The organism is Pseudoselenomonas ruminantium, assembly GCF_900113715.1.
GTDB lineage: Bacteria > Bacillota > Negativicutes > Selenomonadales > Selenomonadaceae > Selenomonas_A > Selenomonas_A caprae.
In genome coordinates, this window is record NZ_FOQK01000013.1 from 45,563 (window position 1) to 68,176 (window position 22,614).

21 protein-coding genes are annotated in these 22,614 nt (G+C 56.6%); 1 reads left to right on the forward strand and 20 read right to left on the reverse strand.

Annotated elements, in window-relative coordinates; translation table 11 throughout:
* Positions 1–187: 187 nt before the first annotated feature.
* Positions 188–997 carry a methylmalonyl-CoA decarboxylase gene (gene scpB, locus BM181_RS08340; protein WP_177207186.1) on the forward strand — a complete coding sequence of 270 codons (810 nt, stop codon included), beginning with the start codon at positions 188–190 and terminating at the stop codon, positions 995–997.
* A 68-nt stretch (positions 998–1,065) separates the two neighbouring features.
* Here scpB and BM181_RS08345 read toward each other — a convergent pair whose 3' ends face one another.
* The 20 genes from BM181_RS08345 to BM181_RS08440 all read right to left on the reverse strand — a co-directional run bounded on the left by BM181_RS08345 (position 1,066) and on the right by BM181_RS08440 (position 22,558).
* Entirely contained in the window at positions 1,066–2,451 is a 1,386-nt protein-coding gene (locus BM181_RS08345) for an aminopeptidase (RefSeq protein ID WP_075443801.1), read from the reverse strand.
* 18 nt (positions 2,452–2,469) lie between these two features.
* Positions 2,470–3,426, reverse strand: coding sequence for a tRNA dihydrouridine synthase DusB (dusB, locus tag BM181_RS08350; RefSeq protein WP_075443884.1), 957 nt, complete (start codon positions 3,424–3,426; stop codon positions 2,470–2,472).
* Positions 3,427–3,428: 2 nt separating this feature from the next.
* A complete protein-coding gene (locus BM181_RS08355) occupies positions 3,429–4,244 on the reverse strand; it encodes a type III pantothenate kinase (RefSeq protein WP_075443802.1) in 816 nt (271 codons plus the stop codon).
* Positions 4,245–4,265: 21 nt separating this feature from the next.
* Positions 4,266–5,246, reverse strand: coding sequence for a biotin--[acetyl-CoA-carboxylase] ligase (locus BM181_RS08360; RefSeq protein ID WP_075443804.1), 981 nt, complete (start codon positions 5,244–5,246; stop codon positions 4,266–4,268).
* 103 nt (positions 5,247–5,349) lie between these two features.
* Positions 5,350–7,392: an ATP-dependent zinc metalloprotease FtsH gene (gene ftsH / locus BM181_RS08365; protein WP_075443806.1), complete on the reverse strand. Its 2,043-nt coding sequence runs from the start codon at positions 7,390–7,392 to the stop codon at positions 5,350–5,352.
* 61 nt (positions 7,393–7,453) lie between these two features.
* Positions 7,454–7,999, reverse strand: a complete 546-nt coding sequence (hpt, locus tag BM181_RS08370) for a hypoxanthine phosphoribosyltransferase (protein WP_075443808.1) — start codon at positions 7,997–7,999, stop codon at positions 7,454–7,456.
* The gene (tilS, locus tag BM181_RS08375) at positions 7,986–9,398 is read right to left on the reverse strand and encodes a tRNA lysidine(34) synthetase TilS (RefSeq protein WP_075443810.1); all 1,413 of its coding nucleotides are present in this window, start codon (positions 9,396–9,398) and stop codon (positions 7,986–7,988) included. Before tilS ends, hpt begins: the two co-directional genes overlap by 14 nt.
* A gap of 83 nt (positions 9,399–9,481) precedes the next feature.
* Complete coding sequence (locus BM181_RS08380) at positions 9,482–9,961, reverse strand: S1 domain-containing RNA-binding protein (protein ID WP_075443812.1); 480 nt, start codon at positions 9,959–9,961, stop codon at positions 9,482–9,484.
* 79 nt (positions 9,962–10,040) lie between these two features.
* The gene (locus tag BM181_RS08385) at positions 10,041–10,337 is read right to left on the reverse strand and encodes an FtsB family cell division protein (protein WP_075443814.1); all 297 of its coding nucleotides are present in this window, start codon (positions 10,335–10,337) and stop codon (positions 10,041–10,043) included.
* Between the two features lie 76 nt (positions 10,338–10,413).
* A complete protein-coding gene (locus tag BM181_RS08390) occupies positions 10,414–10,914 on the reverse strand; it encodes a hypothetical protein (protein WP_255449296.1) in 501 nt (166 codons plus the stop codon).
* 74 nt (positions 10,915–10,988) lie between these two features.
* Positions 10,989–12,122 (reverse strand): MGDG synthase family glycosyltransferase, encoded by a 1,134-nt coding sequence (locus BM181_RS08395; RefSeq protein WP_075443816.1) that lies wholly within the window; start codon positions 12,120–12,122, stop codon positions 10,989–10,991.
* Positions 12,123–12,170: 48 nt separating this feature from the next.
* A complete protein-coding gene (locus BM181_RS08400) occupies positions 12,171–12,929 on the reverse strand; it encodes an SDR family NAD(P)-dependent oxidoreductase (RefSeq protein ID WP_256211332.1) in 759 nt (252 codons plus the stop codon).
* A 74-nt stretch (positions 12,930–13,003) separates the two neighbouring features.
* Positions 13,004–13,279, reverse strand: coding sequence for an HU family DNA-binding protein (locus tag BM181_RS08405; protein WP_082336238.1), 276 nt, complete (start codon positions 13,277–13,279; stop codon positions 13,004–13,006).
* Positions 13,280–13,442: 163 nt separating this feature from the next.
* Positions 13,443–14,123: an SAM-dependent methyltransferase gene (locus BM181_RS08410; protein ID WP_075443821.1), complete on the reverse strand. Its 681-nt coding sequence runs from the start codon at positions 14,121–14,123 to the stop codon at positions 13,443–13,445.
* A gap of 17 nt (positions 14,124–14,140) precedes the next feature.
* Entirely contained in the window at positions 14,141–17,467 is a 3,327-nt protein-coding gene (gene mfd, locus BM181_RS08415; protein ID WP_075443823.1) for a transcription-repair coupling factor, read from the reverse strand.
* Positions 17,468–17,583: 116 nt separating this feature from the next.
* Positions 17,584–18,213, reverse strand: a complete 630-nt coding sequence (locus BM181_RS08420) for a hypothetical protein (RefSeq protein ID WP_075443825.1) — start codon at positions 18,211–18,213, stop codon at positions 17,584–17,586.
* A gap of 171 nt (positions 18,214–18,384) precedes the next feature.
* On the reverse strand, positions 18,385–19,998 hold the full coding sequence (locus BM181_RS08425) for a CTP synthase (RefSeq protein ID WP_075443827.1): 1,614 nt from the start codon (positions 19,996–19,998) through the stop codon (positions 18,385–18,387).
* Between the two features lie 85 nt (positions 19,999–20,083).
* Entirely contained in the window at positions 20,084–20,413 is a 330-nt protein-coding gene (gene rpoE / locus BM181_RS08430; protein ID WP_075443829.1) for a DNA-directed RNA polymerase subunit delta, read from the reverse strand.
* Between the two features lie 41 nt (positions 20,414–20,454).
* Positions 20,455–22,110 (reverse strand): arginine--tRNA ligase, encoded by a 1,656-nt coding sequence (gene argS / locus BM181_RS08435; protein ID WP_075443831.1) that lies wholly within the window; start codon positions 22,108–22,110, stop codon positions 20,455–20,457.
* Between the two features lies 1 nt (position 22,111).
* Positions 22,112–22,558, reverse strand: coding sequence for a YwiB family protein (locus BM181_RS08440; protein ID WP_082336239.1), 447 nt, complete (start codon positions 22,556–22,558; stop codon positions 22,112–22,114).
* Between the last annotated feature and the right edge of the window lie 56 nt (positions 22,559–22,614).

Genomic DNA, 22,614 nt, shown 5'->3' on the forward strand with positions numbered 1-22,614 from the left:
CACTGTGGCTGTTGCCTGCGACAAAACGCCGGGGCAACAGCCACTTTTTTATCCGCGCGGTTTCTTTCCCGGCAAAATCGCAGCGTCAATCCTTTGCCAGCAGGGAAATAGCTGCAGACTGGCGAATTATGTAGTACAAATGGGCCAGGACTTGCCTGCCGGATCTATCCGTATAGGAGGAGCGCTTATGTTGGTAAATACAGAAATCAAGGACCGCATTGCCTATGTGGAAATGCAGAACGCTGACCACTTCAACTGTCTGAGTGAACAAATGTGCACAGAACTCATTGCCGCGCTGGACGAAGCCTATGCCAGTGAATGCGTCGGCGTTGTCTTGAAAGCGCAAGTCAAAAAAGGTGTCTGGAGTGCCGGCCACGATATCCGTGAACTGCCACTGGACGGGTCTGACCCGCTTGGCTTTGACGTGCCCATGGAAAAGCTCATGCGGGCAGTACAGGATGTCCCCATTCCTGTCATCGCTTGTGTCAGCGGTACCGTCTGGGGTGGTGCCTGCGACCTCTGCCTTTCCTGCGACATGATCATCAGTGCTCATACCGCCACCTTTGCCATCACCCCAGCCAAGATTGGCATTCCCTACAATGCCTCTGGCATCCTGCACTTCATCAACCAGTTGGGCATGAACAAGGCACGCGAGATGTTCTTCCTGGGCACCCCCATAACCGCCGACGATGCCTTGAATGTAGGCCTTATCAATCATGTTGCAGAAGCCTCCGATCTAGACCATATGCTGGAAACTAAATTCCTTGCACCGCTACGCCGCAACAGCGTGGTTTCTATCAGCGCCATCAAGCGCCAATTCCGCATTCTCTCTCGTGCCTCCACAGTCATCAGTGCCGAGAACTTCGAACACATCAATGCCTACCGCACCCGGGTATTCGAGGGCGAAGACTACCAGGAAGGCATCAAGGCTTTCTTGGAAAAACGGCCGCCTGAATACAAAGGCAAGGCCGCAGACCTGGATCGCCCGCAACCATAAAACTTACTCGTACCCAAAAAGGACTGCTGCACGCATTCTCTGCTGTGCAGCAGTCCTTTTTATCCGTTTTAAGCCTCGCTTAGGAAAGCCGTATAGGCCTTGCGGGCCTCATAGACATCAACTTTGCTCGTGACTTCCCATGGCGCGTGCATGCTCATGACGCCAACACCACTGTCTATGACCTGCATGCCATAGAGACTCATGATGTAAGCAATCGTACCACCGCCACCGAGATCTACTTTGCCAAGCTCCGCAAGCTGGTAGTGGACGTTGTTGCCATCCATGATGCGGCGCAGCTCCGCCAGGTATTCTGCATTGGCATCATTCGAACCCGACTTGCCACGCACCCCCGTGAACTTGTTGAACACCATGCCGCGGCCCAGATAGGAGACATTCTTCTTATCGTAGGCACTCGCATAAAGCGCATCATAAGCACTCGACACATCCGAAGACAGCATTTTGCAGTTAGCCAGCGTACGGCGCAGGGTAAGATCCGTATAGGCACCACAGGCATTCAGCAGCTCCGCTACGGCGTTCTCGAAGAAATGCGACTGCATGCCCGTCGCACCGACACTGCCGATTTCTTCCTTATCGACCAGCAGGCAGCAAGCCGTACGTTTCATACGGCCAGTCGCCAGCATAGCCACCAGCGAAGTATACGCGCAAACGCGGTCATCCTGACCATAAGCCAGGATCATGCTGCGGTCAAAGCCAAGTTCACGTGCTTTGCCAGCTGGCACCAACGCGAGCTCAGCCGACTGGAAATCTTCCGCATCGATATCGTATTTATCCTTGATGAGTTTCAGCACACCATCCTTGACCGATTCCTTATCGTCTTTCTTGAGCGGGTAATTGCCAACGAGGATATCGAGATTCTCACCCTCGATGACCTTGGCCGCATTCTTCTTCAGCTGTTCCTGGGACAGATGTATCAGCAGGTCCGTGACACAGAATACCGGATCTGCCTCATCCTCACCAATGCAGATATCGATGACACGGCCATCCTTCTTGGCGACAACGCCATGCAGTGCGAGCGGCAGGGTAACCCACTGGTACTTCTTGATACCACCGTAATAATGCGTATCAAGATAAGCCAGGCCACCATCTTCATAAAGCGGGTTCTGCTTGACATCGAGCCGGCAAGTATCGATATGGGCCCCAAGGATATTCATGCCCTGCTCGAGAGGCTCATCACCGATATTGAACAGCACGACAGCCTTCTTCATATTGACCGCATAGACCTTGTCGCCAGCGGCTAGCGTCCCGCCATTCTTGACGACCTCATAGAGGTCGCGGTATCCTGCTGCCTCAGCCTGCCGTACAGCCTCAGTCACACTTTCACGCTCCGTCTTGCAGTTCGACAGGAACTCGCGATACCCTCGGTTGAGCGCCTCGAGTTCCTGCTTTTCCTCTTCACTGTACTGATTCCAGATTGACGTCTTTTCTTCTGCCATCTATATCCTTCTTTCTCGTCAGAAAAACTCCTCAATGATATCCACAAAGTCCTGCCGCGTCTCCGCCTTGTTGAAGCGGTCGCGCAGAATCGCCCCGTGCTTTATCCCGCGCGTATACCAAGTCGCATGCTTGCGCATCTCGCGCGGGCCAACGTAGTCACCCTTGTATTTGAGCAGCAGATCCAGATGCCGGAGGATTACCTCTGCACGCTCCTGCATCGTCGGACCTGGCAGCTCCTCGCCAGTCTGCAGATAATGCGTGAGCTGCCGGAAGATCCACGGATTGCCCTGTGCCGCCCGGCCGATCATCACGCCATCAGCCCCAGTCACCACCAGTATCTTCTTGAGGTCGGCACAGCTGCGCACGTCACCATTGGCAATGACCGGCACATTTACCATCTGCTTGACGGCCGCGATGATCTCCCAATCCGCATTGTCCCGGTAGAATTGCTCGCGCGTGCGGCCATGGACAGCAATCGCATCGACACCAGCCTCCTCGGCCAGCTTGGCGATCTCCAGCACGTTGACATTGTCGTCATCCCAGCCTTTGCGCATCTTGACCGTGAATGGCATCTTGACCGCCTTGCGGATGGCCGACAGGATTGCAAAAGCCTTGGCCGGCTCGCGCATAAGTGCCGAGCCCTCGCCATTCTTGACGATCTTTGGTGCCGGGCACCCCATGTTGAAATCCAGGATGTCCGCCGTGCCGAGGTCTTCGACATACTTGGCCGCCTCAGCCGCCATCTCCGGCGTATTGGCAAAGATCTGCATGGCAATCGGGCGCTCGCCGCTCTCAGTCTTCAGCATCTCAAGCGTGCGCTCGTTGCGGAAGTGGATGCCCTGGCTGCTGACCATCTCCGCATAGCAGAGCGGACAGCCCATATCATGCGCGATGATACGGTAAGCCGTATCGGTCACACCAGCCATCGGTGCCAGGAATACCGGCTGCTCGAAATGGAAATTGCCGATATCCATGCTCATGCTTCGTTCTCCTTCTTGAGGCGCTCAGGATTATGCCCCTCGCGGCGGTCAGCATTGCGTTCGTAGAGTGCCTGCAAGCCCGTCAGGGTCAGGAAGTGATCGACCTTATCGATCGTCGCCGATTCCTTGGCGATCATGCGCGCCAGGCCGCCCGTAGCGATGACCTTCATGTCCTTGCCATATTCCGTCTTGATGCGCCGCACGATCTCGTCGATCTGGCCGACATAGCCAAAGATGATGCCAGCCTGCATCCCCTGGATCGTATTGCGGCAGATAATCTGCTTCGGAGGGACGAGCTCGATGCGCGGCAGCTGTGCAGCGCTCTGGAACAGCGCATCGGCACTCGTGCCGATGCCCGGTGCAATGACGCCGCCGAGGAAATCGCCGGTATCGCCGACCACATCAAAGGTCGTCGCAGTGCCGATATCGATGACAATGAGCGGGCCGCCATACTGCTCATAAGCACCGACGACATTGACGATACGGTCAGCACCGATGGAGCGCGGATTCTCATAATGCAGCTTGATGCCCGTCTTGATGCCCGGGCCGACCACCAGCGGCCGGATGTGGAAATAACGCTCGCACATCTTGACCATCGGCACGACCAGTGGCGGCACGACCGACGAAATGATGATGGCATGGATATCCGTCATGCGGATGCCCTGATAGCGGAACAGGTCATTCATCAGCATACCGTATTCGTCGCCGGTCTTCTGCCGGTCCGTCGAGATACGCCAATGCTTGATGAGTTTCTTCCCCTCATACGTTCCCATAACGATGTTGCTGTTGCCAATATCGAATACTAATAACAAAGGATACTCCTCCTGAATCTCTTACTTCTTGGGCCGGATGGACACGTCGCCAGCCAGTACGCGGTGACGTCCATCCGCTGCGTCGACAAGCAGGGCACCATCTTCATCGATGTCTGCCGCTATGCCGGTATATTCTTCGCCATCACGCACACCGATGACACGCACTTCCTGCCCCAGCGTGATCGTATACTTGCGCCAGGCGGCCAGCACCGGTGCAAAGCCCTGAGTTGCCACTTCAGCATAAAGCGCATCCAGCGCTTCGAGTACAGCCTGGAAGAACTTCACCCGCGGCACAGGCTTACCGCCATTCACTGCCTGCAGGGAGGTAGCCGTCTTGCGTATCTCAGCAGGAAACTCCTGCGGCAGGATGTTGACGTTGATGCCGATACCGATGACGATGTGATTGATGCGGTCCATTTCGGCACTCATCTCCGTCAGGATGCCGACGAGCTTGCGGTTCTCATAGAGCAGGTCATTGGGCCATTTGATTCCAGCCGGCAGGCCGAACCGCTCCATGGCCTTGGCCACTGCCACTGCCGCCAGCAGCGTGCACTTCGGTGCCTCCTGTGGCATGAACGGCGGACGCAGGATGACGGAAAACCAGATCCCCTTGCCAGCTGGCGAAAAGAAGCTGCGCTCCAAGCGTCCCTTGCCCCCGGTCTGCTGCTCGGCCACGACGATGGTGCCATCTGCTGCGCCAGCCGCCGCCAGCCGTTTGGCCACGTTGTTGGTCGAATCGAGGACCTCCTCGAAGTGAATTTCCCGCCCCACGCACTGCGTCTGCAAACCGTGCCGGATCTCATTCGGCAGCAGCCGGTCCGGCGCTTCGCGCAGCGAATAGCCGCTGCGCGAATGGCTGACGATATCGTAGCCGTTCTCGCGCAGCTCCCGGATGTGTTTCCAGATTGCCGTCCGCGAAACGCCGAGCCGGCTCGCCATCTCTTCGCCTGATATATATCCATCACCTGCACTGCGCAGGATCTCGAGTATCTTAGTCCGCAATGGCATTTCCTCCTTTGCCCATTCACACCTGTCCATTATACAACGAATCCAGCCATTAAAAAAGACCTGCCCTCAAAGCAGGGTAGGTCTTTTTTCCGCTTGCTCAGCGATCATAATGGGTAACGTTGAATTTCGGTTCCGCTTTCTCTTCTTTCTCTGCGCCCGTCTTCTCCTCCGTCACCGTTTCTTTTGCTTCCTCGTCTTCCTTTTTGGCAGCCGTTGATGCATCCGCATCATCCTGCTGCTCGATCTTCCCAACAGGTGCTGGATCAAAGAACGACCAATCGTCCTTCTTTTCTTCAAAATCCAAGGAATCCGTTTTCTTCTCATCCTCATCAGACAGCTTGCCGTTCGTCAGCAGCTCTTCGAGCTGTTTGGCCGTCAGCGTCTCACGTTCCATGAGTGCCTGGGCAATGAGCTCAAGCTTGTCCCGGTTCTCCGTGATGAGCTTGCGGCAGGCTTCATAAGCCTCTTCCAGATACTTGCGGACTTCCTTATCGATCTCGCCGGCAACCTCTTCCGAGTAGTTGCGTTCATGATTGAAGTCGCGTCCCAGGAATACCTGATGGTTCTGGGCTTCGCCATAAGCCACCGGGCCGAGCACATCGCTCATGCCGTACTGCATGACCATGCCGCGTACCATGCGCGTCGCCTGCTGGATATCCTGGGAAGCACCCGTGCTGATTTCCTTGAGCACGATCTCTTCAGCTACACGTCCGCCCATGGCGACCTTGAGACGATCCAGGAGCTCTGACTTCGTCGCATAGTTGCGGTCTTCCTTCGGCAGCATCAGCGTATAGCCGCCGGCGCGGCCGCGTGGGATAATCGTGACCTTATGGACCGGATCGGCATGTTTGAGGAGCATCCCCACAAGAGTATGGCCGCCCTCATGATAAGCCGTCAGGCGTTTCTCCTCATCATTCATGATATGCGACTTGCGTTCCGGACCAGCCATGACACGCTCGATAGCTTCTTCGAGTTCACCCATGAAAATCTTTGTTTTGTCGCGGCGTGCTGCCAAAAGTGCTGCCTCGTTGACAAGATTGCTGAGATCCGCACCCGTGAAGCCCGGCGTACGGCGTGCAAGGATATCCAAATCGACAGCATCATCAAGCGGCTTGCCCTTCGTATGTACCTTGAGGATAGCCAAGCGGCCACGGACATCCGGACGGTCAACGACGACCTGACGGTCGAAGCGGCCCGGACGCTGCAAAGCGGGGTCAAGAATATCCGGACGGTTGGTCGCAGCAATGATGATGATGCCTTCATTAGCAGCAAAACCATCCATCTCGACCAGCAACTGATTGAGCGTCTGTTCACGTTCGTCATGTCCACCGCCAACACCAGCACCACGCTGGCGGCCTACTGCATCAATCTCATCGATGAATACGATGCAGGGCGCATTTTTCTTGGCCTGATCGAACAGGTCACGGACACGCGAAGCACCGACACCGACAAACATCTCCACGAAATCCGAACCGGAAATCGAGAAGAACGGCACACCAGCCTCACCAGCGACCGCACGGGCCAGAAGGGTCTTACCAGTTCCCGGGGGGCCTGAAAGCAGCACACCTTTCGGGATGCGGGCCCCGAGATCGTTGTATTTCTTCGGATGCTTGAGGAACTCGACGACTTCTTCGAGCTCCTGCTTGGCTTCATCAGCACCAGCAACATCCTTGAAATTGACCTTGATCTTATCCGCACCGCTCATGCGCGCACGGCTCTTGCCGAACGACATGACACGGCCACCGCCGCCCTGCGTCTGCTGCATGATAAAGAACCATACACCGACGAGCAGCAGGATTGGCAGTACCGACGAGAACATCGTCGACCACCAGGGGGGCTCGGGCGGATTTTCCGCCGCGATATCCACATTCTTGCTGCTCAGTTTCTGGTAGAGCTGCGGGTCATTATTTGGAGCATCCGGTGTAATGGTCGTAAACTCGGTACCATCGGTCAGCTTACCGCGGATCGTGTTCTGGATGATCACGACTCTGGCCACTTCACCATTATCCACCTGCTGCAGGAATTTGGTGTACTCCACCTCCTGCTTCGTCGTGTTCTTTGTTGAGAAATAATCGATGATCGATATGGCGACCAGGATAATCAACAGGTAGAACCCTACATTGCGTAGAAACTTATTCAATCCATTGCCCTCCCTTTCGGGGGCCTTTCAAAGGCTCCTCCGGTCTTTTTCTTTTACTGGCTCAGGCGTAAATCTCCGGCTTCAGGACACCGATATACGGCAGGTTGCGGTATACCTCGGCATAATCGAGGCCATAGCCGACCAGGAACTCATCCGGTACTACAAAGCCGCAGTAGTCAATATCGACATCCACCGTACGGCGGGACGGCTTGGAGAGCAGCGAGCAGAGCTTGACGCTTTTCGGCTTGCGCTCACGGAAGTACTTCATGAGATAGTTCATGGTCGTACCCGAGTCTATTATATCTTCAATAACGATGAGGTGTTTTCCTTCAATATCGTAGTCAAGATCCTTCAAAATTTTGACCGAGCCCGTCGTCGACGTGCCATTGCCATAGCTCGAAGCGATCATGAAATCGAAATGTACCGGCAGATCGATCTGACGGACCAGATCCGTGTAGAACGTCACTGCCCCCTTCAAAATACCGACACAGTAGATCTCTTCTTTGACATCCTTATAGTCTTCCGTGATCTGGCGGCCCAGCTCGGCTACTTTTGCCTGGAGCTGTTCCTCCGAATATACTACCTTCTCGATATCATCGTTCATCATGATAAATTTCCTCTCTTCTTTCCAGTCTGAGATATAAAACTCTTCTTTTCAATGGTCTATCGAAAGCCACCGCACAGCGTGTGCTGCGCCGATGGCCTGCCACCCATAATACTTCATGGCCAGCCGCCAGAATCGGCAGCTGGTCGCGTTCCTGCTGGGGGATCTTGTCATCGATCAGCAGTTTTTTCAGCTTTTTGCGGCCGCCAGGCAGCTGTATCGCATCGCCAGACTCACGCTGGCGGATGACCAGCGGCTCCGCAAGATCATCAGGCTGCAGGTAGAGCTCCCACGGTGTGGGCGCTGGTGCGATCTCCGCACACCACTCAGCCGTGCAGAGGTAGCTGCCCCATTGCGTGCAGCCAGGTATCTGCAAGTCTGCTGGCGCAGGCGCCGCTGCGGTCTCAGGCCGCTGTGCACAGGTCAGCCAGCCATAGGCCAGCCGGGCCACAAAGCCATGGGGAAGTTCCAGCTGGCTGCTTGTCTGCCCCACTCGCAAAAGTAAGCGCAGCTTCTCCGCCTGCCCAAACCCCAAGTCCTGCCGGCTGCCAGCTGCGGCCTGCCAGAAACGGCGCACCAGGCCGCGCTGCAACGCCAGCGGCAGCTGGCTGAAGCCCTGCTGGTTCAGGGCCAGCGGCTGCTGGCGCACACGCGCGGTATCCTGCCACAGTGCTTCGACCTGCGCCTCGATGTATTCCGTCTCGGCAGCGGCTACCTCTGCCAGCTGGCACAGGGCCCGCGCAAGTTCGGGGTTGTACGCCTGCTTGAGTGCCGGCAGCGTCGCCAGCCGCAGGCGGTTGCGCGTGCATTCTGCCTGCTCATTGGTGGCGTCCTCGCATGGCTGCAAGCCCTGCGCCGCACAAAACGCGCGTATCGCCGCCTTCGTCACCCCCAATAACGGACGGATGATCGTGCCCCCCTTGCCACTGCGCGGACGCATCGCCGCCAGCCCCTGGGTTCCCGTGCCGCGCAGGATGCGCATGAGCACAGTCTCTGCCTGGTCATCGGCATGATGCGCCACAGCGATGGCATCAAAGCCTGCCGTCTGCCGCACCTGCTCCAGAAAACGGTAGCGCAGTTCACGGGCCGCTGTCTCCAGCGAAAGCCCCTGGGCCGCAGCCTCCTTGGGGACATCAGTCGCAGCCAGCTGCACCGGTATCCCCCGCTGCTGGCAGAAAGCCTGCACAAAATCAGCATCGGCCTTTGATGCCGCCCCGCGGATACCATGCTCGAAATGCGCCGCCACGATCTGCAGATCATATTTGCGGCGCAGCTGCCACAAGATCACCAGCAACGCCAGCGAATCAGGGCCGCCCGAGCACGCTGCGACAATGCGGTCCCCACGGTGCAGCAGCCCATGTTCCAAGCAGAATTGCTCGACCTGTTCCAGCACACCTGTCACCTGACCTTCCTCGAATCTGCGGGCAAACGAACAAAAGCACCCTTATGCAGAGTGCTTTGAAACTACGAACTACGATCGTCCCATCAGTCCGAACGGCGGGAACCACGGCCTCCGCGTTTCGAGTCCGTCTTGCGGCGCAAGTCCGTTAGACGCTCATCGCTGTCCTTGAGGAAGCGCGAGAGCTTATCCTCAAAGGATGCCGAGGTATTGTTGAAACGATTATTCGGTTTCCGGAAATCACGCGGCCCGCGTGCAGGACGCGGCGTCCGGAAGGAAGAATTATTCGTGGCGGCATGCTGCTGGGTAGTGGCATGTTCCTCTGGTTTCTTCTCCTGAGTCTGCTTGATGGAAAGACCGATCTTGCCCTTCTCATCAATCGTCAGGACCTTGACTTTTACCTTATCTTTTTCTGCGAGGAAGTCATGAACATCCTTTACATAAACATCTGCGACTTCCGAAATGTGGACGAGACCAGTCTTACCCTCTGGCAATTCGATGAATGCACCAAAGTTCGTGATGCCGCTTACGACACCCTCAACCACACTGCCAACTTCAATGGACAAATTAATTCTTCCCCCTTAAGTATTAAAGAATACACGCTTTATTATACCCTTGCACGCTAAACAGTGTCAAGGAACATAATCATTTGCTGCGCCCGGTCGTATAGGGCAATTCCCCCGCCCGGGTCATCCCGAGTTCTTCCCGGGCAATCTTCTCGATATACCCCAGTTCATTGAGTTTTTCTTTCTCCTGCCGCAGAGCTTCATTCTCCTTCTGCGCGGCGGCCAGCCGGGCCTCTGCTGCGGCCTGGTCCTGGCCTACCTGGCGCAGGTAAAGCTGCTGCGAGATGAGAATCGAGGAAAAATAGACTACACTGCCAACCATCAGGATAAAAAACCAGCTGAACCGGCGTTTTTTCTGTTGTCTTTGGCGCTGCATCACTATCCCCCCTTCAAAAAACATCAATCTCCTTAATGATACCGATATTTATGGACGGATGCAAGCAAAACTGCAATTATTTTTCTGACCACTGGAAATAATCGGTTGATGCTATCCGGCGGAATTTTGATGAACAATGCGGACAATCAAAATGATCTTTGACGTTTTCCATATCCGCACGGCCATCCACGATGCGGACGGCCTGTCCCTCAACGAAATCCATCTTCTGGCCGCAACGCGGGCAGACACATTGATTGTTGACATCCTTCTTGAGGATCATCGGCTCAAGATCGCCAGTACGGCGGACATTGAGCACCTTGGTTTTAGGCTGCTGCGGCAGATCGTGCTCATCGAAGAACCCCGATCCCAGCAGCTCCTGAAAATATATGCCACAGTGATGGCACTCGTATTTCGGCAATATGGCAGACATATCCGCCCGCCCATCGACAATCTGTACGGCCGTGCCATCGACAAACCGAAGATTCCCCTGGCATTTCGGACAGAGATATTGCCCCTTATCATTTTTTGCTAACTGGTAAACGGCCATTTCCATCACCATATCTTTCCCAACCAACATATCGGGTGCTCAGCAGACTATCTATATATATTCCCCATATCGCAGAAAAAAACCTGCCTGGTGATGAATTATTTTTACTGACCACTGTCCGCCTGGATGAAAGCTGCAATCGCGCAGGCAATCTTCTGCGCAGCTTCAGGCCGCGCACAGGCAAGCGCCCGCTCAGACATCGCTTGCAGGCAGCCCTCGGCAAACAGTTCCTGTACCGCCGGTGCCAGCTTCTCGCCGGGATGGAGCCAGACAGCCGCACCATGACGTGTCGCATAGACGGCGTTTTCAGTCTCCGGTCCGGGGATGGGATCGTGCAGCAGCATCGGCAGCCCGAGCACGAAGGCTTCACTGATGGTCAGTGCCCCTGGCTTGGTGATCAGCAGGTCGGCTGCCCGCATGAGCTCATGGGCCTTATCGGTATATCCCCAGAGCTTCACCAGATGATGCGAGGTGCGGGCAAACGCCCGTACCTCATTGAGCAGCCGTGCATTGCGCCCGGCAATCACCAGCAGTGTCAACTGCTGCGGCAGCTTCTCCAAAGCCTGCAGGGTGGCTTGGATGCCTCCCAGTCCCAGGCCGCCGCCCATCAGCAGCACGGTCGGCTGTTCCAGCGGCAGCGAAAAACGCTGGCGCAGCTCTGCCTTCGGCGGCAGGCTGCGCAGATTGCTGTCCACAGGAATCCCTGTTGCCTGCAGTGTCTCCGCCGCAAAGCCACAGGCTGTCATCTCTGCCTGCATCGCCGCCGTCGCCATGAAATACTGATCGACCTGCGGGTACAGCCAGATCTGATGCAGCGAGTAATCCGTCATGACCACAGCCAGCGGCAGCTGGCTATGCTGGCGTCGTTTCCATAGGGATACCGCTCCCTCTGGGAACGGATGCGTGCAGATGATGGCCGTCGGCTCATATCTGCGGATGAGGCGCTTCACCACCGGCTGCATGACAGCAGCAAAGGCACTCTGCACCAGCGAACCGCTCGCCGCCCCGCCAGACACCTTGTAGAATACATCATACAGATTCGGGACAAAGGCCAGCATGACAAGATAGATCTTCTTCATCAGCCAATGGAGCCAGGCCGTATCGCGCGCCATGAAATCCACCGTGGTGAGCACGGCTTCCGGCAGCTGCCGCTGCATCTCCTTGGCCACGGCCTCGGCTGCCTTGATATGGCCTGAGCCGATCGATGCCGTCAGTATGAGTATCCTGTCTGCCTTCATCTTGTTCCTTCTCTCCGTTGAAATCATACCCGCCTATTGTATCACATTTCAGGCAGTCAGGCCACCATCGACCCCCCAGACCGCACCGGTCACGAACGCCGCAGCCGGTGAGGCCAGAAAAGCGATCAGCGCTGCCGCTTCCTCCGGCGTGCCGATGCGCCCCAACGGATAGACCGAGGCCATCTCGCGCAATGCCTGTTCCCGGTCAGGCATCGCTGCCAGCTGCTTTTCTGTCAGCGGCGTCAGGATGTCCCCCGGGGCGATGGCGTTGACGCGCACGCCGAAGCCAGCCAGCTCCAAGGCCAGCGCCCGCGTGAACATGACGACTGCCCCCTTGCTGGCACAGTAAGCCGTGCAATAGTAATTGCCATGAACACCAGCATCCGAAGCCACGTTGACGATATTGCCGTGCATCTTCTTGAGCGCCGGAACCGCCAGCTGGCATAGATAATACGTCCCCTTGACGTTGATATCAAGTACCTCTTCGAGCTGTGCTTCACTCACGTCCTCGATGGCACCTTCGCAGTAGACACCAGCGGAATTCACGAGCACATCGAGCTGTCCCCAGCGCTTCAGCACCGTATCCACCGCCAGCTGGCAATCCTCGCGCCGGCTCACATCACAGGGCTGGAAAGATGTCCGCTCCCCTGCCGCCAGCTGAGCCAGTGCCTCCTGGCCGTGCTTCACGGACCGCCCGAGCAGCATCACCTTGGCTCCGGCCTGCAGGAACTCACGGGCAGCGGACAGTCCGATCCCCGAAGTACCGCCAGATATCATGACCACCTTGTCTGTCATCCGCATATCCATTTCCATCCATCTCCCTTTTGAAAAGGGCCGGGTTCCCGAAGGAACCCGGCCCTGCTTTTATGCTTTTGCTATCCTCAGCCATTTACGGCATCTTTGAGTGCCTTACCAGCCTTGAATACCGGATTCTTCGATGCCGGAATCTCGATATCCTGACCCGTACGCGGGTTGCGGCCTTTGCGGGCAGCGCGCTCTTTCACCTCAAACGTGCCAAAGCCAATCATCTGGACTTTATCCCCAGCCGTCAGCGCGTCCTGAACACTGTCAAACAGAGCATTTACAGCTTTTTCTGCATCTTTCTTCGTCAGACCGGTTTTCTCAGCAACACTAGCTACCAATTCAGTTTTGTTCACAACCGTAGCCTCCTTAAAGATAAATGATTTGTCTACGACAGTTGAATTCGCGCTCCTCCGCGTAATTCCTGCCACTATAAGAGAATTTAACAGAAAAGCTCCGAAAAAGCAAGGTTTTTCACGAAAAAACACGAAACAGTCCGCCAGTTTTGACAATTATTATCTACGATTCGCTTTTGGCACGGATAAACAGGCTCGTGAGATGATCGACATCCTTCTGCCGGTCAAGCTCGTAGAGCGGGATCTGCCGGATGGATTCATCGGGCAGGGCCAGATTGTGGATATAGGTCACTTCGTACTCATCAGGGAACAGCTCCATCAGCATGAGCTTCGTATCAGAAGCGATCGGCTGGCTGTATACCTGCGTGATGACAAGGGACTGGGCCGGCCGCTCTTTGAGCGTTGCTACATCCTCAGCATCAAGGATTGTCAGCCCATCGATGGGGTCGATGCCGAGCCGCGTGTACATGACCTCGACGAAGCTCATGCCCGGCAGGATATTGACCGTCACCTCGCTGGTACGCGCGAATTCGCGCAGCAGCACCACCGTGCGCTCCGCCACCAGCGGGCTGCCCGGCACAGCGTAGACAATATCACCCTCAGACTTTGCCCGCTGCAGGAGATCACGGGCAATCGCCCCGTAGAGCGACTCGAAATCCGCCGCCTCCTCATAAAATCCATCATACGTGGAAAACGTCATGCCCGCCGCCTCGATGGCCGCTACGGTCGGATGGATGCGCGTGCGCAGCACGAGACGCTCGGCCTTGGCCATGAGCTCCCAGCTCTCACGCGTGATAAGGCCAGCCCTTCCGGGGCCCAGGCCTGTTACTGTAATGGTTGCCATATTCTGTCTCCTATTCCTCATTCCTGCCCGGCAGTTTTCCTGGCAGACATCGCCGTTTCATCACCAGCCGCTGCCAGCAGCAGCCGGGTAGCGAAGTTTGTGATGTCCTGTTTGTATTTTTCATTCAATGCAAAGCGATAGCCATGCTTGCCTGGCAGCGCCTTCATGGTACGGCCGAACATCTTGTCCAGCGCCAGCAGCCCCTTGACCGGCAGCTTGCAGTCCGGCAGCAGGTAGATGTCCAGCGCCTGGGGGAGCTCCGCCAGCGAGCGGAGGCCCAGCGCGCGCGCGTGATTCTTGATGCGCGCCACCGCCAGCAGATTCATGACAGGCTTGGTCGGCTCACCGAAGCGATCGATCAGCTCGTCGAGCAGATTGTGCAGCTCCTCGTCGGTGCGGATAGCCGCTATGCGCTGGTAAAGCTCGATCTTATGCATGGCATCGTCGATGTAGCCGCCATCGATATAGGCCTCGACCTGCAGGTCGATGGTCGGATCCGGCTTGGGTGCCTCGACCTCCTTTTTGCCCTGCCGCAGCTTCTCGACAGCTTCTTCCAGTAGCTTGCAATACATCTCAAAACCAACACTGGCGATATGTCCATGCTGCTGCGAGCCCAGCAGGTTGCCGGCTCCGCGTATCTCGAGATCGCGCATGGCGATCTTGAAGCCAGCCCCGAGCTCAGCAAACTCCTTCATGGCCTGCAGGCGCTTCTCCGCCGTCTCCGTAAGGATCTTGTCGGCCTGATAGACAAAGTAGGCAAAGGCCATATGGTGCGAGCGGCCGACACGGCCACGCATCTGATAGAGCTGGGACAAGCCGAAGTGGTCGGCATTGTAGACGATGATCGTATTGGCATTGGCCACATCGAGTCCATTTTCGACGATGCTCGTTGCCAGCAGGATATCGTAATCACCCTCGTAGAAGTCCATCATGACACGCTCGAGCATCTCCTCCGGCATCTGGCCGTGCGCCGTCTGGATGCGGGCATCGGGCACGAGCTGCTGGATATGGTCGCGCATGCGGTCGATCGTATCGACGCGGTTGTAGACGAAATAAACCTGCCCTCCGCGCTTGAGCTCGCGCTTGATGGCATTGGCGATTATCGTGTCGTTGTTCTCCACGACATACGTCTGCACCGGGAAGCGCTCAGCCGGCGGCGTCTCGATGATGCTCATGTCCCGGGCACCGACCAGCGACATATGCAGCGTGCGCGGAATCGGCGTCGCCGACAAAGTCAGCACGTCGATGCCTGCCGACAGGCTGCGGATCTTATCCTTCTGCTTGACGCCGAAGCGCTGCTCCTCATCGACAATCAGCAGACCCAGTTCCTTGAACTGGACTTTCTTCTGGTTCAGGATGGCATGAGTGCCAATGAGGATATCCACCTTTCCCTCTTTGACCCGCTCCAGCGTCGCCTTCTGTTCTTTTGCCGTACGGAACCGGCAGATGACATCAACATTCGGCGCAAAATCCATGAACCGGGAGCTGAAGGTCTGGAAGTGCTGCTGAGCCAGCACGGTCGTCGGTACGAGCACGGCCACCTGCTTGCCGTCCATAGCCGCCTTGTAGGCCGCCCGGATGGCGACCTCGGTCTTGCCGAAGCCTACGTCGCCGCAGAGCAGACGCTCCATCGGCTTCTCCTTTTCCATATCGGCCTTGATCTCCGCAATGGCCTTGAGCTGATCGTCCGTCTCCTGATAGGGGAAGGCATCCTCGAAGTCGCGCTGGGTGGCATCGTCAGGGGAAAAGGCAAAACCTGTGGCCTGCCGCCGCTTGGCATAGATCTCGATGAGCTTCTTGGCGATGTCCTCCACGGATTTCTTCGCGCGTGCCTTAGCCTTGACCCACTCCGTACCGCCCATGCGATGCAGGCGCGGTACATCGCCCTCCGAGCCGATATACTTCTGCAGCAGCCCGACCTGGTCGGTCGGCACGAACAGTTTATCATCGCCACCGTATTTGATATGCAGGTAGTCCTTGTGGATAGCGCCGACCTCCAGCGTCTCGAAACCGAGGTATTTGCCGATGCCGTGGTTCACATGGACGACGTAATCCCCAGGCCGGATCTCCCGGAAATGTGAGATTTTCTCGCCTTGATTGGCGCTGCGCACGATGCGGCGCTTCTGCCGGCCGAAGATATCCTTCTCCGTCACCACCACCAGCCGGGCCGCGGCCATCTCGAAGCCGGCCAAGAGTGCCCCCTGCTGGATATTGACCAGATCGGTGCGCAGTTCCTCCCCTGCCGCGACGACGGCAGAGGGCACACGATGACGCGCGAGAAGTTCGCGCATCGAATCCGCTTTCGCACGGTCCCCGAGCAGGATGAGCACACGCTGCTTCTGGCCGAGCCAGCGGCCGATCTCATTTTCCAGCAGGTCCATCTGCCGCTGGAACGGTGTCATGTTCGTCGCCGTAAAACTGATCGTTGCATCCGGCTCAGCCCCGTGGACCTGCTGGAGCATCAAGGCCGAGTAGAATACGTGGTTGCCCTGGGCAGCTGCGCGCATATCCTCCCAGCTGAACACCTTGGTCTTGATGTCAGGATTCTCCTTGACCATCGTCTTGATCTGCTCACGGATGCGGATGGGTTCATCGAACAGCACGGCCCCCTTCTTCTCCAGATACGTCAGGAATAGCTCTGGACGTCCCGCATCATCAGTCTGAGCCAGTGGCAGGATGGCAGTGCTGCTGATGTTGCGGATAGAGCGCTTGGTCGCCAGATCGAATTCGCGCAGCGAATCGATCTCGTCATCAAAGAATTCCATGCGCACCGGTGCAGGGCTGTTGATGGCATAGACATCCACGATGCCGCCGCGCGAACTGAACTGCCCGACGCGCTCCACTTCCTCTGCATGCTCATAGCCAAGCTGGACAAGGCGCGCCAGCAGCTCCTCGCGGGGCAGCTGCTGGCCGATGCGGACACCAAGGCTCAGGCGCTCGAACTCATTGCGGCTCATCCCTTTCTGGACAGCTGCCGCCGAGGTCGCCAGCACGATGACAGGCTCCTGCCGCATCAGCCGGCCGAGCACATCCATGCGGCGCGCCGAACGCTCGATGCTTTTGGCCGCTGCCTGCACATTGACGATATCCAGCTCAGGCAGCTCCACGACCGTCGCCTCCGGCAGGAGCGCTTCCAAGTCTTCCCGCCAGGCGCTGACCATATCGCTGTTGTGCACCAGCACCACCCATGGCTGCGGGCTCTTGCGGTAGCAGGCAGCAAAGGCCACATGCTTCTGCGAGCCGGAAAGGCCATAAGCCAGCGTCTCTCCCGGTTTTCCGGCAAACCGCTCCTGCAGCTTCTGTACGGCGGCATCCAGTCCTATGGCCGCCAATAATGAATCCATCTTCACACCTCTGTCTATCTTATCAATTACGCCAAAATGGGACTGCCGGCTGCGCGAGACAGCCGATAGTCCCTTGTAATGCTTTCATTTCAATGTATTTTATGATAATCCTATTTCTAGCGCACGTCAAGGAACGAACGCTGTTTCCAGACAAATTCCACAGCCATCCCGGGGCGCAGGCTCTGCAGATCCTTGGCCGTACGCGCCGGCAGGACACAATAGCTGCCACAGGACTCACACTCGAGCACGATCTCCTCGCCGCGTATCCCCGCCACGATGTCCTTGCTGCCGCAGGGGCAGACGAGCTCACCGCTGTCCGCCAGGTCATGCACGCGATTCAGTGCCTCCAAGAGCGTCTGCTGGCGCTCCAGGTACTCATCGCCATCATTGGGATGCAGCGAATCATACTCGGCGGCATTGAAGTCCAGGAACTCGGCGATATCCTGCCACTGGCCAATGTATCCCAGCTCAAAATGATCGTGTTCACAGTAGAGTTTTTCAAAACGCAGATGGCGCAGCTGACGCCAGGTGAACTGCTGCTGGTTCTTCCCCCCGCAGACACCGCAGGTAGTCGTGAGTATCAGTCCCTGACGTGGTTTCAGCGAGATCTCTCCCATTGTATGCCCGCAGCTGCCACATTCCAGCGTGAAATGCTTCTGCCCACTGAAAAGCGGCACATCATGGAGCTCAATCCGGCCACAGCGTTGGCAGTAAAACGCCAAGGAACAGGCCGTATCGATAAGCATCGGTTTTCCTCCTCTCTTTTGTCTCTTGTCCATTTCCCATTCGCCAACCTTTGTTTCCTAAGTCAATAGTTCGCCAATCAGCCAGCAAAATCCTCCTGCCTGAAAATATTTCTTGACAAAAAAGCCCCGCCATCCTCAATGGATGACGGGGCGTATGCTATGCTTCTATGCTTATTTGACCTGTACGTTGGCCAGCGCTGCCTTGACGAAGTCGCGGAACAGCGGATGCGGATTGTTCGGGCGGGACTTGAGCTCCGGATGAGCCTGCGTAGCCACAAACCACGGATGATCCTTGACCTCGATCATCTCGACCAGGCTGTCATCCGGCAGGGTACCGGCGATGACCAGTCCCTTCTCCGTGAGTTCCTGACGGTATTTGTTGTTAAACTCATAACGATGGCGATGACGCTCCTCGACCTCAGCCTTGCCGTAAGCAGCCAGCGAATGCGTGCCCTCACGCAGCTTGCACGGATAGGAACCGAGGCGCATCGTGCCGCCCTTGTTCTCGACACCCTGCTGGGACTCCATGAGGTCGATGACCGGATGCTTCGTCTCCTCATCGAATTCGGAGCTATGTGCGTCCGTCATGCCACAGACGTGGCGGGCAAACTCGATGACCGCACACTGCATGCCCAGGCAGAGGCCTAGGAACGGCAGCTTGTGCTCACGCGCATACTGGATGGCCTTGATCTTGCCCTCGACGCCGCGGTCGCCGAAGCCGCCCGGCACGAGGATGCCCTTGCAGCCGACAAACACCTCATCAAGATCCGTGTCCGGATTCTCGATCTCCTCGGCGTTGACCCAATGGATCTTGACAGCCGCATCGTTGTCGATACCACCGTGGTGCAGTGCCTCCGTAACGGAGATATAGGCATCCGGCAGCTCGACGTACTTGCCGACCACAGCGACTTTCACTTTCTTGGACGGATGATTGATCTTGTAGACCATCTTTTCCCAGTCCGACATATCCGCCGGGAAATAATCCATGTTGAGCTTCTGCAGGGCGATCTTGTCGAGACCTTCGCGCTGCATCATCAGTGGAACCTCATAGATCGTCGAGGCCGTGCGGTTCTCGATGACAGCCTCCGGCTGCACATCGCAGAACATCGCGATCTTCTCTTTCATTTCCTTCGAAATGGTCTTCTCCGTGCGGCAGACGAGGATGTCCGGCTGGATGCCGATAGCGCGCAGTTCCTTGACGCTATGCTGCGTCGGCTTCGTCTTGAGCTCACCGGCAGCCGAGATATACGGCAGAAGCGTGACATGGATGTAGAGGGTGTCGTTCTTGCCGACTTCCTTCTTGACCTGGCGGATGGCCTCGAGGAACGGCTGGCTCTCGATATCACCGACCGTACCGCCGATCTCCGTGATGACGACATCAGCGCCATCAGCCTTGGCTACATCGTAGACCTTCTGCTTGATCTCGTTCGTGATGTGCGGGATGACCTGGACCGTCGAGCCCAGATATTCCCCACGGCGCTCTTTGTTCAAGACAGACCAGTATACCTTACCCGTGGTGATATTCGAGTTCTTCGACAGGTTGATGTCGATGAAACGCTCATAGTGACCAAGGTCGAGATCCGTCTCAGCACCATCGTCCGTGACGAAAACCTCACCATGCTGATACGGGCTCATCGTGCCCGGATCGATGTTGATATACGGGTCAAACTTCTGGATCGTGACCTTGAGGCCCCGGCTCTTGAGCAGACGGCCGAGCGATGCGGCCGTGATGCCCTTGCCCAGGGAAGATACAACACCACCGGTAACGAAAATATACTTTGCCATGGAACTGCCTCCTGTTGCTTTTCAAAAATCACATGTTGACTATTCTAGCCTTTTTACCAAGTACTGTCAATACACTGCCAGGAAATTATTCCTGGATACTCTCAAGCTTCTTCTGGCGATTGTTGATTGCCTTGTTGGCAGCTTTCGATTTGCCAGCCCCCGTGCGGCTGTTATGGCGCTTCACCTCAGGCGGGTTCCACTCCGTAAGGCCCCACTGTCCGTCACCCTCATAGTGGAAACGGCTGTCCATGTTGATGAGCGTATAGACTTCCGAGATAGCTGCCGCCAGGGACTGGACTGGCTTATGTTTCTTTTCGATGACTTCGAGGACCAGATCCTTATAATAGATAGTCTGGCCTTTCTGGGTCAGGATGTGATAGGCGATGTCTACTTCCGAGCTGTTGACGAAATCCATAGATAGTGGTCTCCTTCCAAATCTTTTCTTGCAGATATTTCTTACATATGGTCCGGGGCCGAAACGCCGAGGATGCCCAGCGAGTGGCGGATGACATGAGCCGTCACTGTCACGAGGGCCAGACGGGCCTCCGCGAGCTGCGGGTCTACGCCCATGATGCGGCACTTATTGTAGAAGCTGTGGAACAGGGATGCCAGATCGTAGCTGTAGCGGGCAATGCGCTGCGGAGCATAATCGGCAGCTGCCTTCTCCACCTCTTCAGGATACTCTTCGATTTTCTTGATGAGATCGATTTCCGACGGATCGGTCAGCAGCGAAAGCTGCGGTTTGTCCGACAGCGTCAGCTTCGTCTCCTCCGCCTGGCGGAAGATGCTGCAGATGCGCGCATGCGCATACTGGATATAGTAAACCGGGTTATCGTTCGACTTCTTCTTAGCCAGGTCGAGGTCGAAATCAAGCTGGCTGTCGAGGGAACGCATCAGGAAGAAGTAACGGGCAGCATCGGTGCCGACTTCCTCCATAAGCTCATTGAGCGTGACACTCTGGCCCGTGCGCTTGCTCATCTTGACGAGCTCGCCGCCACGGAACAGGGCCACCATCTGCAGCAGCAGTACCTTGAGCTTTTCCGGATCGTGGCCCAGAGCCGCCATCGCCGCCTTGACACGGCAGACATAGCCATGATGGTCAGCGCCCCAGATATTGATGAGACGGTCGAAGCCGCGCTCGTACTTATTGTGATGGTAAGCGATATCAGCAGCCAGATACGTCGGCACGCCGTTGTCGCGGATGACAACGCGATCCTTGTCATCGCCATAAGCCGTGGACTTGAGCCACAGTGCCCCATCCTGCTCATAGATGTTGCCATTGTCCTGCAGGATCTTGACCGCAGCCTTCACCGCCTCCGGATGCAGCGTGCGCTCGCTGAACCACTTGTCAAACGTGACCTGGAACGCTGCGAGGTCTTCCTTGAGTGCCGCAAGTTTTTCCAGATAAGCCAGATCCTGGAAGATTGCCAGACGCTCTGCCTCCTCCATATGAAGATACTTGTCGCCTTCCTTATCGATGATGCGCTGCGCCGTGTCGATGATGTCCTGGCCATGGTAGCCATCCTCTGGGAAATCGACCTGCTGGCCGAGCAGCTCCAGATAGCGGGCATTGACCGAGCGAGCCAGATTGTTCATCTGGTTGCCTGCATCGTTGATGTAGTACTCACTCTCCACCGGATAGCCAGCAGCCCGCAGCAGATTGACCAGTGCCGAGCCTGCCGCTGCGCCGCGGCCATGGCCGACATGCAGCGGGCCCGTCGGGTTGGCGCTGACATATTCGACCTGGATCTTCGGGGCATCCTTGGCTGGCAGCTGGCCGAAGTCCTCACCTGCTGCATAGATTTTCTGGAACGAGTCGTAGAGCACATTGCCCTTGAGATAGAAGTTCAGGAAACCCGGGCCGGCAATCTGCGCATGATCAAGCCAATCGCCCTCGATGCGCTTGGCCAGCTCCTCAGCGATCTGACGCGGGTTCTTATGAAACACGCGCGCCGACTGCATGGCAAAATTCGTAGCAAAATCACCAAACTCCTTCTGCGGCGGCACCTCCAGAACGATTTTCGGCAGTTCCCCTTCCGGGAACACACCCGCTGCAATAGCGTCCTTTGCGGCCTGCTCGATTGCAGCCGAAAGCGTATCTTTGATATCCATGTTATCCCTCTTTTTTCTTCTTGTCATTGGCAATCTCGATCCGCAGCGTATTCGTGCTCTGATGCTGGTCATCGATGGCGATATCATACTCTGCCTCGATGAAGCCCTCGAGCAGGCCATAGCTGACATCCAGGCGATGCGTGCGGATCGTCATCGCCAAGTCACCATATGGCGTCCGATAGCGGTTGACGGTCGCAGCTCCTGGCCGGAAACGCATCTCCTGCTTCATTGCACCCTTCCGCAACAAAGTCATTTCCTCGTCACTGAATTTGAGCACCGTGGAAACACTCTGCTGTTCGTGCAGCATGGCATCCTCGTAAAGCACGTAATGCTTGCCGTTTTTCACCGAGTGACGGCCCACAGCCATGGACTCGATGGTATTGGTCTCGCCTGCCTCATCCCGCTGGGTTCCACGGATCCGGATGATCACCGGATTCATTCCGTTCATGACGTCACCTCTTCAAAAAACATACTGTACACTATTATAACCCAATGCACAGACCT